A 12,776-nucleotide genomic window follows, 5' to 3' on the forward strand; every position below is an offset into this window, starting at 1 on the left:
CTCAGGTGCCCGTGCCGACACCCCAGATGCTGCCCAGGCTGCTCAACAGCGAACCGCCGACGCCCTGCTGACCGAGGTATTGCAGCAGCACCGGGGCAAACTGGCCGATCATGCCGCTGTCCATGCCCAGCGCGCTGAACGCGTTGTTCAGATCGTTGGTGTCTTTGACATTGCCCAGTGCATTCTCAAGGCCTGCGGACTTGCCGGACGAACCGAGCAACGCCCCGAGCGCCGCCAGATTGCCGCTGCCACCGGACAACTTGTCGATGCCCGGCACTTCCTTGGCCAGTTGCGAATAGTCGGTGCTGCTCAACTGATTCTTCGCCAGCCCAAGCATCGCGCTGGTGCCGCCAACGGCCTGCTCCGGCGTGACGTCCAGCGCACTCAGCGCACTCAACAAACCAGCGGTCTCCGAGGTCGGCGCCGCAGCGGCCGCCTTGTCACCACCCTGCATCCCCGCTACCGCACCGGCCACGTCGTTCAAACTGAAACCGGCAAACACCGGCCCGGCGGCCAGAGTCAGGAGCGATGCCAGGGCAAAACCGCGTGAAATCTTCATTCAGACATCCTCTTATTTCTTGGGCTCCATCAATAGGCGGAGCTGCGCCTTTTGACCGGAGACTCAATGAGCTGTTCCAGAACCGGGAAATGATATTAGTCCGGCCGACCACTGCTCGCGATAAAACCCACCCGATTCATTCCTAATGGTTCTCATAAACTGTCATATATGACAGTAGTCGTCGCAATTCTTCCGGGGCATGGTTGACCTTCAACTCGCCAAGGAAATGGAATCATGCGTATCGCAAGACTATTCACGCCGCTCTGTTTAGCAGTTACTGCAGGCCTCGCACAGGCAGACACCTGCCCCGTGCTTTCAGGCATGCAAGAGGCCAGGGATGGTTCTGAGCTCAAGGACAGCTTCGGTAGAATCTGGAAGGTGGCGAATCCGAACGAGCTGAAAATCAACAGGGGCACTGAGTTTGAAAGCGTTACGCACATTACCGAAGACGAAGACGAAACCGGTCCAATCCTGGTCAATCAGATAAGTTGCCGTTATGGAAACATTGCCTTGGTAGCAGATGTCGCTCACTTCGAATCGACATCCAGCGATTGGACGAAAACCGGTCAATGCACTGTTTCGTTAACTCAGTGCTCCTTTAGCACGAATGAATAACGATTAGCGGAAATGAAAAAGGCGGCATTTCGGCCGCCCTTTTTGTCACCTTGATCCGTTACGCCGCACTGAACAACTTATGCGGATCAATCACAAACTTCTTCGGCACACCCGCATCGAACTCGCCGTAACCTTCCGGCGCCTGATCGAGGCTGATCACTTGCACGCCGACCACTTCGGCGATGTTGATGCGGTCCCACATGATCGCCTGCATCAACTGGCGGTTGTACTTCATCACTGGCGTCTGGCCGGTGTGGAAGCTGTGGGATTTGGCCCAGCCCAGGCCGAAGCGGATGCTCAGGCTGCCCATTTTCGCCGCGGCGTCGACGGCGCCCGGATCTTCGGTGACGTACAGGCCCGGGATACCGATCTTGCCGGCAACGCGCACCACGCCCATCAGTGAGTTGAGCACCGTGGCCGGGGCTTCGGCCTTGACGCCGTCGTGGCCGTGGCCGCGTGCTTCGAAACCGACGCAGTCCACCGCACAGTCGACTTCCGGCTCGCCCAGCAGCGCGGCGATCTGTTCGTGCAGCGGGGTGTCCTTGGACAGGTCGACGACCTCAAAGCCCTGGGCCTTGGCGTGTGCCAGGCGGATGGTGTTGACGTCGCCGACAATCACCACCGCAGCACCGAGCAAGCGTGCGGAAGCGGCAGCGGCCAGGCCGACCGGACCGGCGCCGGCGATGTACACGGAACTGCCCGGACCGACGCCGGCAGTGACGGCGCCGTGATAGCCGGTCGGGAGGATGTCGGAGAGGCAGGTCAGGTCGCGGATTTTCTCCATGGCCTTGTCGCGATCCGGCAGTTTCAGCAGGTTGAAGTCGGCGTACGGCACCAGCACGTATTCAGCCTGGCCACCGGTCCAGTCGCCCATGTCGACGTAACCGTATGCGCCGCCGGCACGGGCCGGGTTGACGGTCAGGCAGACGCCGGTGTGTTGCTCTTTGCAGGAACGGCAGCGCCCGCAAGCCACGTTGAACGGAACAGAGACCAGATCGCCGATCTTCAGGTTTTCGACGTCGGAGCCCTTTTCGATCACCTCACCGGTGATCTCGTGACCCAGCACCAGACCGGTCTGCGCCGTGGTCCGACCGCGCACCATGTGTTGGTCGGAGCCGCAGATGTTGGTGGAGACCACTTTGAGGATGACCCCGTGTTCGATCTTGCGACCGCGCGGGTCCTGCATTTTCGGATAGTCGATTTTCTGTACTTCGACCTTGCCAGCGCCGAGATACACCACACCACGATTGCCAGACATGCTTTCACCTCGCTGTTGTTTTTATGGAACTGCGTTGCCCCGTTTGGGCAGCGCGTTGAGTGCTCGGGTATTGCTTGTTGGTCTTGCGTTGTTTGTTATGGCCCCTTCGCGAGCAGGCTCGCTCCCACATTGGAATGCATACCCCTGTGGGAGCGAGCCTGCTCGCGAAAGCGATCTAGAGAACGACGGTTCTGTTGGCGTTCAAGAACACCCGTCTTTCGATGTGATACCCAACCGCCCGCGCCAGCGTCAGGCCTTCGATATCGCGCCCCTTGGCGATCAGGTCCTCGGGGTAATGACTGTGATCCACCGCCTCGACGCCCTGGGCGATGATCGGCCCTTCATCGAGATCGTTGTTGATGTAATGCGCCGTCGCGCCAACCAGTTTCACGCCCTTGTTGTAAGCCTGGTGATACGGTTTGGCGCCCTTGAAGCCCGGCAGCAGGGAGTGATGAATGTTGATCGCCTTGCCGTCGAGCTTGCGGCACAGCTCCGGCGACAGCACCTGCATGTAGCGGGCGAGGATCACCAGTTCGGCACCGGCCTCTTCGATCACCTGCCAGACCTGACGCTCCTGCGCCGGTTTGTCATTGGGGTCGAGAGGGAAATGGTAGTAGGGAATCTGATGCCAGTCGGCCAACGGCTTGAGATCCGGATGGTTGGACACCACCGCCGCCACGTCCATCGACAACTGGCCGATGCGCTGGCGATAGAGCAAGTCGTTGAGGCAGTGATCGGCCTTGGACACCATGATCACCACTTTCGGCCGGTAGTTCGGCGCGGTCAGCTCGAAGAGCATGCCGAACGCCTGTCCGCGCTCGGCCAAACCTGCGCGGAAGGATTGCTCGTCGAAGCCGTCGGGCTGACGGAATTCCACGCGAATGAAGAAACGCCCGGAGAGGCGGTCATCGAACGAGTGGTGCTCGGTGACATAACAGCCCTGCTCGAACAGAAAACGCGTGACCGCGTCCACCGTGCCGAGGACGCTGGGGCAGTCGGCGGTCAGAATCCATGTGTCTGGGGCGCGGCTCATATTTTTTCCTCTGATCGTTCCTACGCTCTGCGTGGGAATGCCGCCATGGACGCTCTGCGTCCGCTCTTGGGACGCGGAGCGTCCCGGGATGCATTCCCACGCGGAGCGTGGGAACGATCATCTATCTGCTCCCTTTCCCCCTCCCCCCCTTGGGGGAGAGGGCTGGGGTGAGGGGGTAGCTTTTGATCTTTCAGGCCTGAACGCTGAGGCCGTACTCGGCCGAAGCATCCTGCAACCACAACCACCAGTAATCCGAGAAGCTGCGACGGATCAGCAGTTCCCAGGTGTCTTCGGCGGTATGACGAATCATCAGCTGCGATTTGGCGAACACCGTGCCCACCGCTTTACCGACCGGAAAGTTGTTCGGGTGCACGTCATAGCTGGTGGATTTCATCAGCACCTGACGCACGTTCGGCCCGCTCAGCTCGAGGATCTGCTGGCCGCCGCTGACGTTGACGATAGCAATGTGCAGATCGCCCAGCGCTTCACGCAGTTTCTGCTCGGCGGCGAATTCTTCGCCGCTTGGCACGATCAGCAGCCACTCGTCCGGGCCCATCCATTGCAGGCTGGTTTCGCCTTTGACGATCACGCTCAGCGCGCCGGGCAATTCAATGCCCAACGCTTTGTGCACACCGGCCGCGAAGGCTGCATCGTGGCCATCGCCACGAATAGTCAGGTGGCCGAGGAGTTTCTTTTCCCGCACGATCACGCCGGCATTCTTGCGGCCCTTGCCGACCAGGCTGGCGAGGTCGGCATGGTGCAGCGACGACTCGGCACGGGCGCCGGTGGTCGGGCGTTGCTGGTAAACATTGGCTGTGGTCATAAAGCACCTTCTGAATTCTGTTGGTTCCTGTGGTAGCTGTGCCGCCGCCTTCGCGAGCAGGCTCGCTCCCACAGGGGAACGCGATCGAATGTGGGAGCGAGCCTGCTCGCGAATAGCCGCCCGCCCACCGCTCCCGAGGTTGTCAGATGTTCTGCCGCTCACCCTTCGGATCGAAGAACACCGAAGACACGATTTCCGCCTCGATCACGCTGCCATCGGCCAGCGGTGCGAACACCCGCTCGCCCATGCGCTTGAGACCGCCCTTGACCACACCCATGGCAAACGAATAACCGAGGGAGTTGTGCGCGTAACTCGAGGTGACGTGGCCTACCATGGTCATCGGAATCGCCTGCTTGGTGTTGAACACCAGCTGCGCACCTTCCGGCAGCCATTTGGTCGGATCGATCGGCTTGAGGCCCACCAGTTGCTTGCGCTGGTCTTTCACGCAATCTTCGCGGTTCATGCCGCGCTGGCCGATCCACGAGAACGGTTTGGTGCGGCCGACGCACCAGCCCATGTTCAGGTCGTCCGGGGTCATCGAGCCGTCGGTGTCCTGGCCGACGATGATGAAACCCTTCTCGGCCCGCAGCACGTGCATGGTTTCGGTGCCGTACGGCGTCAGGTTGTACTGCTTGCCGGCCTCGACGATTTTCTCCAGCACGCCCATCGCATAATCGGCCTGCACGTTGACTTCGTACGACAGCTCACCGGTGAACGAGATACGGAACACCCGCGCCGGCACATCGCCGACCAGACCTTCTTTCCAGGTCATGAACGGGAACGCTTCGTTGCTCAGATCGATGTCAGTCACGGCGCTGAGCAGCTTGCGGCTGTTCGGCCCGGACAGGGTCATGGTCGCCCAGTGGTCGGTGACCGACGTGAAGTACACCTTCAGTTCCGGCCATTCGGTCTGGTGGTACAGCTCCAGCCACTGCAGTACGCGCGCGGCGCCGCCGGTGGTGGTGGTCATGACGAAATGGTTGTCGGCCAGACACGCGGTCACACCGTCGTCGAAGACCATGCCGTCTTCCTTGCACATCAGACCGTAGCGAGCTTTGCCCACGTCGAGCTTGGTCCAGGCGTTGGTGTACACGCGGTTGAGGAACTCGCGGGCATCCGGGCCTTGGATGTCGATCTTGCCGAGGGTCGAGGCATCGAGCAGGCCAACGCTGTCGCGCACGGCTTTGCATTCGCGCTTGACTGCCGCGTGCAGGTCTTCACCGTTTTTCGGGAAGTACCATGGACGTTTCCACTGGCCGACGTCTTCAAACTCGGCGCCGTTCTTCACATGCCAGGCATGCAGCGCGGTGTAGCGCACCGGTTCGAAGATGTGCCCGCAATGCCGACCGGCCACGGCGCCGAAGGTCACCGGCGTGTAGTTCGGACGGAACATGGTGGTGCCCATCTGCGGGATGGTCACGTTCAGCGAACGGGCGGCAATGGCCAGACCGTTGACGTTGCCGAGCTTGCCCTGATCGGTGCCGAAGCCCAGCGCGGTGTAGCGTTTGACGTGCTCGACCGACTCGAAACCTTCGCGGGTCGCCAGTTCGATGCCACCGGCGGTGACGTCGTTCTGGAAGTCGACGAACTGCTTCGGTGCTCGCGCCGAGTTCTTCTCGTGCGGCACCTGGAACAGCGCCAGGGTCGGCTCTTCGAGACGGCTCAAGGCTTTCGGCAACACGCCTTCGACAGTCTGGAAACCGGCTTCGGCGGCAGCGCGCACGCCACCTTCAAAACCGTCGGCCAGCGAATCGCCGAGCGCGTAGACGCCATTGACGCCACCGACGCACACGCGCTTCTGCGGTGCTTCGCCCGGTACGAAACCGAGAATGTCTTCACGCCAGACCGGTTTGCCACCGAGGTGCGAAGCCAGGTGAACCACCGGGCTGTAACCGCCGGAGCTGGCAACCAGATCGCAGTCGAGCCATTCGCCCGGGCTGGTCACGGCGTGGGCCTTTACGTCAATCGCGGCGACGCGTGCAGCGGTCACACGCTTGCTGCCACGCACTTCAATGACCGCGCTGCCGGTGAGGATGCGAATGCCTTTGGCGCGTGCTTCTTCGACCAATGCGCCGCGCGGATTGCTGCGGGCGTCAGCGATCGCCACCACTTGCAGACTGGCATCGAGCCAATCCAGAGCGACGCGATAGGCGTGATCGTTGTTGGTCGACAGCACGAGTTTTTTGCCTGGCGCCACGCCATAACGACGCACGTAAGTCGACACCGCACCAGCGAGCATGTTGCCCGGCACGTCGTTGTTGCCGTAGACCAGTGGACGCTCGTGGGCGCCGGTCGCCAGCACCACGCGCTTGGCGCGGACACGGTGGATGCGCTGACGCACCTGACCGATCGGCGCGCGGTCACCGAGGTGATCGGTGAGGCGTTCGTGAATGGTCAGGAAGTTGTGGTCGTGGTAACCGTTGACCGTGGCGCGCGGCAACAGCAGCACGTCCGGGGTGTTCTTCAATTCAGCGATGACACTGGCGACCCATTCCATCGCCGGTTTGCCGTCGAGGCTTTCGCGCGAGTCGAGCAGGCTGCCGCCGAACTCTTCCTGCTCATCGGCCAGAATCACGCGGGCACCGCTGCGCGCAGCGGCCAGGGCGGCGGCGAGGCCGGCCGGGCCGGCACCGACGATCAGCACGTCGCAGTGCTGGTTCATGTAGTCGTAGGTGTCCGGATCGTTCTCGGTCGGCGAACGGCCGAGGCCGGCAGCCTTGCGGATGTACTTCTCGTAAGTCATCCAGAACGATTGCGGGTACATGAAGGTTTTGTAGTAGAAACCCGGCGGCATCAGCTTGCCGCCGACCTTGCCGAGAATCCCCATCATGTCGTTGTTGACGCTCGGCCAGCCATTGGTGCTGGTGGCGACCAGGCCCTGATACAACGCCTGTTGCGTGGCGCGCACGTTGGGAATCTGCGTGGCTTCGGTGGCACCGATCTGCAGCACCGCGTTCGGCTCTTCGGAACCGGCGGCGAAGATGCCGCGAGGGCGCGAATACTTGAAGCTGCGGCCGATGATATCGACGCCGTTGGCAATCAGTGCGGCGGCCAGCGAGTCGCCTTCATAGCCTTTGTAGGTCTGGCCGTTGAAGGTGAAGCTCAGCACTTTGTTGCGGTCGATCCGTCCACCGTTGGACAGGCGATTGGTCTGGCTCATACCTTCTCTCCCAGCGCCGTCGTGGCTGTTTTCGCAGTGCCAGCCTTGTCGGTGAATTGCGGCTTCTCGCCGATCTTGTAGCTCTCGAGAATCTCGTAGGTCACGGTATCGCGAGTGACGTTGAAGTACTGGCGGCAACCGGCAACGTGGTCCCACAACTCGTGGTGCAGACCGCGCGGGTTATCGCGAAAGAACATGTAGTCGCCCCACTCTTCATCGGTGCAGGCGTTCGGATCCAGCGGCCGCGGGATGTGCGCCTGACCGGATGCGTGGAATTCCTCTTCAGAGCGCAGTTCGCCGCAGTGAGGACAGAAGATATGCAACATGGGGATTTCTCCTGTTAGTGGGCAACCGCAGCAGCGCCGTGTTCATCGATCAACGCACCGTTGTGGAAACGGTCGATGGAGAAAGGTGCAGCCAATGGGTGCATTTCACCCTTGGCCAGACTCGCGGCAAACACGTTGCCCGAGCCGGGTGTAGCCTTGAAGCCACCGGTGCCCCAACCGCAGTTGAAGAACATGTTCGGTACCGGCGTCTTGGAAATGATCGGGCAGGCATCCGGAGTGGTGTCGACGATGCCGCCCCACTGGCGGTTCATGCGTACGCGGGACAACACCGGGAACATCTCGACGATGGCCTGGATGGTGTGTTCGATCACCGGGTACGAACCACGCTGGCCGTAGCCGTTGTAGCCGTCGATACCGGCGCCGATCACCAGGTCGCCCTTGTCGGACTGGCTGATGTAACCGTGCACGGCGTTGGACATGATCACGCTGTCGATAATCGGTTTGATCGGCTCGGACACCAGCGCTTGCAGCGGGTGGGATTCGATCGGCAGGCGGAAACCGGCAAGCTTGGCCATGTGCCCGGAGTTACCGGCAGTGACCACGCCGACGCGCTTGGCGCCGATGAAACCCTTGTTGGTTTCAACGCCGATGCACACGCCATTTTCCTTGCGGAAACCGATCACTTCGGTCTGCTGGATCAGGTCCACACCCAAGGCATCGGCGGCACGGGCGAAGCCCCACGCCACGGCATCGTGACGGGCGACGCCGCCGCGACGCTGCACGGTGGCGCCCATGATCGGGTAGCGGGTGTTTTTCGAGCAGTCCAGGTACGGAATCTCGTCCGCCACCTGCTTGGCGTCGAGCAGTTCGCCGTCGACGCCGTTGAGGCGGTTGGCGCTGACCCGACGCTCGGAATCACGGATGTCCTGCAGGGTGTGGCACAGGTTGTAGACGCCACGCTGGGAGAACATCACGTTGTAGTTGAGATCCTGCGACAGGCCTTCCCACAATTTCATCGCGTGTTCGTAGAGGTGCGCCGACTCGTCCCACAGGTAGTTGGAGCGCACGATGGTGGTGTTGCGCGCGGTATTACCGCCGCCCAGCCAACCCTTCTCGACCACGGCGACATTGGTGATGCCGTGCTCCTTGGCCAGATAGTAGGCCGTCGCCAGGCCGTGCCCGCCGCCGCCGACGATGACCACGTCGTAGACTTTTTTCGGGGTGGGCGTGCGCCACATGCGCTGCCAGTTTTCGTGGTGGCTGAGCGAGTGTTTGAACAGGCCGAAGCCGGAATAGCGTTGCATAGTCATTACTCCAAAACCGACTCAGCGATAAACCGGGAAGTCTGCGCACAGGGCCGAGACCTGCTGGGCGACATTGGCCTCGACATCGGCGTCGCCGAGGTTGTCGAGGATGTCGCAGATCCACCCGGCGAGGGTTTCGCACTGGCTGACCTTGAAGCCGCGCGTGGTCACCGCCGGGGTGCCGATGCGCAGGCCCGAGGTCACGAACGGCGACTGCGGGTCGTTCGGCACGGCGTTCTTGTTCACCGTGATGTGCGCGCGGCCCAGCGCGGCATCGGCGTCCTTGCCGGTCAGGCCCTGACGGATCAGGCTGACCAGGAACAGATGGTTGTCGGTGCCGCCGGAGACCACATCGTAGCCACGCTTGATGAACACGCTGGCCATCGCCTGGGCGTTGTCGATCACTTGTTGCTGATAAGCCTTGAAGCCAGGCTCCAGCGCTTCCTTGAAGCACACCGCTTTACCGGCGATGACGTGCATCAGCGGGCCGCCCTGGGCACCGGGGAACACGGCGGCGTTGAGCTTCTTCTCGATCTCTTCGTTGGACTTGGCCAGGATCAGCCCGCCACGCGGACCGCGCAGGGTTTTGTGCGTGGTGGTGGTGACCACATCGGCGTACGGCAGCGGATTCGGGTACAGGCCCGCAGCGACCAGACCGGCGACGTGAGCCATGTCGACGAACAGCAGCGCGCCGACCTTGTCGGCGATCTGACGGAAGCGCGGGAAGTCCAGAGTTTTCGAGTAAGCAGAGAAACCGGCAACGATCATTTTCGGTTTGCACTCGACGGCCAGACGCTCGACTTCGTCGTAGTCGATCAGCCCGGTGTCGGTGTTGATGCCGTACTGCACAGCGTTGTAGAGCTTGCCCGAGGACGACACTTTCGCGCCGTGGGTCAGGTGACCGCCGTGGGCCAGGCTCATGCCGAGGATGGTGTCACCCGGCTGGATCAGCGCCAGGTACACGGCGCTGTTGGCCGAGGAGCCGGAGTGCGGCTGGACGTTGGCATAGTCGGCGCCAAACAGTTGCTTGGCGCGTTCGATGGCCAGCGCTTCGACTTTATCCACATGCTCGCAGCCGCCGTAGTAGCGCTTGCCCGGATAGCCCTCGGCGTATTTGTTGGTCAGGCCGCTGCCTTGCGCCTGCATGACGCGCTTGCTGGTGTAGTTCTCCGACGCGATCAGCTCGATGTGATCTTCCTGACGTTGCTCCTCGGCATTCATCGCCGCCAGCAGTGCATCGTCGTAACCCTGGATCTGGTCTTGCTTGCTGAACATCGCGTCTCTCCCAGCGGCATCTGTGCGCCATTCGTCTCGGTAAGGCACTGGCAATGATGGCAGTGCCCTTTGATGCGATGGTATGACCGGCACAGACAGCTCAAATGCCTGCGGACGCCACGCAAAGGTGCGTTTACGACATGGCTGGAAATGACCCGAAGAATGCACTCCCCCTGTAGGAGCTGCCGAAGGCTGCGATCTTTTGACTTTGACTTTGAAGATCAAAGGATCGCAGCCTTCGGCAGCTCCCACAGGGGTCAGGCGATGATTTGGCGGATGGCGAGCAGCAGTAGGAAATGCGCGGGATACAGCGCATATGCCCAGCGCCGCATCGGTGGAGGCCGGACATGTCGCCCATGTCGCAACAAGAACATTCCGAGCATCGGCGCAAACAGACAAGTCGTCAGCCCTAGAATCGCCACGCTGTTGCCGAAGCGCGCCGATTCGAGCAGCACCTGCCATTGGTTCGCCGCCAGACACACCAGCCCCGGCAACAGGCTGAAATACCAAGGTCGGCGGAACACCAGCAGCATCGCCAACGGCAACAATACGCCGAAGAAACCGAACATCAGTCGTTCTGAAAAAACCGCCGCAACCACCAGCGCGGCCAGCGCGAGCAACCGTGGCACCGACGCTGAGTCTTGCCTGCCACGCGCCACCAGCAAGCCCAGCGCCAGCGTCGGCATCACGTTGAACGTGTCAGGGTCGGGGATATAAAAGCGATAAGGGACTTCGCTGATTGCACTGAACAGCAACAGCCAGCCCAGATAGCGCCATTCCATCTTGCGCGAACCCTCCCGAGCCAGATTCGCCGCCATTGCCAGGCAAAACCATGGGAAAGCCAATCGCCCGGGCACATACAACCAATCGACGGAGAAGCCGACATATCGCAGGTGATCGAGCAACATGCTCAGCAGCGCCAGCCACTTGAGCAGATCCAGGGCACCGTCGCGTTGGCTCAGGTGCATAATCGGCCCATAAACTGGTAATTTTCCCCACCCGACATTGCATGTGCTCCCCGGAAGATCTTCGGTAAAGTGCGCATCCTCATTGACCACGAGCCTTCACAAGAGTCTCGATTACGGAAGCCGGCCATGACCGACAAGAGCCAACAATTCGCCAGCGACAACTATTCCGGGATCTGCCCGGAAGCCTGGGCTGCCATGGAACAGGCCAACCACGGCCACCAGCGCGCTTACGGCGACGATGAATGGACCGCCCGCGCGGCCGATCATTTCCGCAAACTGTTCGAAACCGACTGCGAAGTGTTCTTCGCCTTCAACGGCACCGCCGCCAACTCGCTGGCCCTGTCTTCGCTGTGCCAGAGTTACCACAGCGTGATCTGCTCGGAAACCGCCCACGTCGAAACCGACGAATGCGGCGCCCCGGAATTTTTCTCCAACGGCTCGAAGCTGCTGATCGCCGGCACTGAAAACGGCAAGATCACCCCGCAATCGATCCGCGAAGTCGCGCTCAAGCGTCAGGACATCCACTACCCGAAACCGCGCGTGGTGACCCTGACTCAAGCCACTGAAGTCGGCAGCGTCTACACCCCGGAAGAGGTCCGCGCCATCAGCGCAACCTGCAAAGAGCTGGGCCTGCACCTGCACATGGACGGCGCGCGGTTCTCCAACGCCTGCGCATTCCTCGGCTGCTCGCCCGCCAACCTGACCTGGAAAGCCGGCGTCGACGTGCTGTGTTTCGGCGGCACCAAGAACGGCATGGCGGTGGGTGAAGCGATCCTGTTCTTCAACCATAAACTGGCCGAAGACTTTGATTACCGCTGCAAGCAGGCCGGGCAACTGGCGTCGAAGATGCGCTTTTTGTCGGCACCGTGGGTCGGCATTCTGGAAAACGACGCCTGGCTCAAATACGCCCGCCACGCCAACCACTGCGCGCAACTGCTGGCAGAACTGGTCAGCGACATTCCCGGCGTCGAACTGATGTTCCCGGTGCAGGCCAACGGCGTGTTCCTGCAACTGTCCGAGCCGGCCATCGCTGCGTTGACTGCAAAGAACTGGCGCTTCTACACCTTCATCGGCAAGGGCGGCGCACGCTTCATGTGCTCCTGGGACACCGAAGAAGAACGCGTACGCGAACTGGCGCGCGATATTCGCGAGGTCATGTCGGCCTGATTCCCACCGCATTGATCGTTCCCACGCTCCGCGTGGGAATGTCTTCCGGGACGCTACGCGTTCCAGCCTCACCATTATCGACAAGGTCAAGACCGCTATGACGCAGAGCGTCAGTGGCTGCATTCCCACGCAGAGCGTGGGAACGATCTTTATCTCCACATCTGCCCACCCTGATCGTTTCCACGCTCCGCGTGGTAACGCCTCCAGGGACGCTCCGCGTTCCATCTTCACCATTATCGACAAGGTCAAGACCGCTATGACGCGGAGCGTCAGTGGCTGCATTCCCACGCAGAGCGTGGGAACGATCTTTATCTCCACATCTGCCCC

Annotated in this window: 12 protein-coding genes; 3 read left to right on the forward strand and 9 right to left on the reverse strand. The window is 61.4% G+C overall.

Translation table 11 applies throughout. The features are described 5' to 3' along the window. Position 1 precedes the first annotated feature (1 nt). Positions 2 to 559 (reverse strand): DUF2780 domain-containing protein, encoded by a 558-nt coding sequence (locus V8J63_RS22405; protein ID WP_130888273.1) that lies wholly within the window; start codon positions 557 to 559, stop codon positions 2 to 4. Between the two features lie 234 nt (positions 560 to 793). Here V8J63_RS22405 and V8J63_RS22410 point away from each other — a divergent pair, with 234 nt between their 5' ends. Continuing rightward, positions 794 to 1,174, forward strand: a complete 381-nt coding sequence (locus tag V8J63_RS22410; RefSeq protein ID WP_125925478.1) for a hypothetical protein — start codon at positions 794 to 796, stop codon at positions 1,172 to 1,174. Positions 1,175 to 1,232: 58 nt separating this feature from the next. Here V8J63_RS22410 and fdhA read toward each other — a convergent pair whose 3' ends face one another. The 8 genes from fdhA to V8J63_RS22450 form a co-directional block, all read right to left on the reverse strand. Continuing rightward, on the reverse strand, positions 1,233 to 2,432 hold the full coding sequence (fdhA, locus tag V8J63_RS22415) for a formaldehyde dehydrogenase, glutathione-independent (protein ID WP_016772834.1): 1,200 nt from the start codon (positions 2,430 to 2,432) through the stop codon (positions 1,233 to 1,235). A 175-nt stretch (positions 2,433 to 2,607) separates the two neighbouring features. Further along, on the reverse strand, positions 2,608 to 3,465 hold the full coding sequence (gene purU / locus V8J63_RS22420) for a formyltetrahydrofolate deformylase (protein ID WP_039757644.1): 858 nt from the start codon (positions 3,463 to 3,465) through the stop codon (positions 2,608 to 2,610). A gap of 190 nt (positions 3,466 to 3,655) precedes the next feature. Continuing rightward, complete coding sequence (locus tag V8J63_RS22425; protein WP_016772832.1) at positions 3,656 to 4,288, reverse strand: sarcosine oxidase subunit gamma; 633 nt, start codon at positions 4,286 to 4,288, stop codon at positions 3,656 to 3,658. Between the two features lie 142 nt (positions 4,289 to 4,430). Continuing rightward, positions 4,431 to 7,448 carry a sarcosine oxidase subunit alpha gene (locus tag V8J63_RS22430; RefSeq protein WP_130927172.1) on the reverse strand — a complete coding sequence of 1,006 codons (3,018 nt, stop codon included), beginning with the start codon at positions 7,446 to 7,448 and terminating at the stop codon, positions 4,431 to 4,433. Further along, the gene (locus tag V8J63_RS22435) at positions 7,445 to 7,774 is read right to left on the reverse strand and encodes a sarcosine oxidase subunit delta (protein WP_016772830.1); all 330 of its coding nucleotides are present in this window, start codon (positions 7,772 to 7,774) and stop codon (positions 7,445 to 7,447) included. Before V8J63_RS22435 ends, V8J63_RS22430 begins: the two co-directional genes overlap by 4 nt. Positions 7,775 to 7,788: 14 nt before the next feature. After that, positions 7,789 to 9,039, reverse strand: a complete 1,251-nt coding sequence (locus tag V8J63_RS22440; RefSeq protein WP_016772829.1) for a sarcosine oxidase subunit beta — start codon at positions 9,037 to 9,039, stop codon at positions 7,789 to 7,791. A 21-nt stretch (positions 9,040 to 9,060) separates the two neighbouring features. After that, a complete protein-coding gene (glyA, locus tag V8J63_RS22445) occupies positions 9,061 to 10,314 on the reverse strand; it encodes a serine hydroxymethyltransferase (RefSeq protein WP_024014589.1) in 1,254 nt (417 codons plus the stop codon). Positions 10,315 to 10,571: 257 nt separating this feature from the next. Beyond that, on the reverse strand, positions 10,572 to 11,282 hold the full coding sequence (locus V8J63_RS22450; protein WP_336464640.1) for a TraX family protein: 711 nt from the start codon (positions 11,280 to 11,282) through the stop codon (positions 10,572 to 10,574). A 126-nt stretch (positions 11,283 to 11,408) separates the two neighbouring features. Here V8J63_RS22450 and V8J63_RS22455 point away from each other — a divergent pair, with 126 nt between their 5' ends. Together V8J63_RS22455 and V8J63_RS22460 are read left to right on the forward strand one after the other, a co-directional pair. Then, positions 11,409 to 12,449: a threonine aldolase family protein gene (locus V8J63_RS22455; protein ID WP_336464641.1), complete on the forward strand. Its 1,041-nt coding sequence runs from the start codon at positions 11,409 to 11,411 to the stop codon at positions 12,447 to 12,449. Between the two features lie 97 nt (positions 12,450 to 12,546). Next, positions 12,547 to 12,776: hypothetical protein (locus tag V8J63_RS22460; RefSeq protein ID WP_336464642.1), on the forward strand; the 230-nt coding region annotated here is incomplete at its 3' end.

The organism is Pseudomonas sp. CCNWLW23, assembly GCF_037095675.1.
GTDB classification, from domain to species: domain Bacteria; phylum Pseudomonadota; class Gammaproteobacteria; order Pseudomonadales; family Pseudomonadaceae; genus Aquipseudomonas; species Aquipseudomonas atacamensis.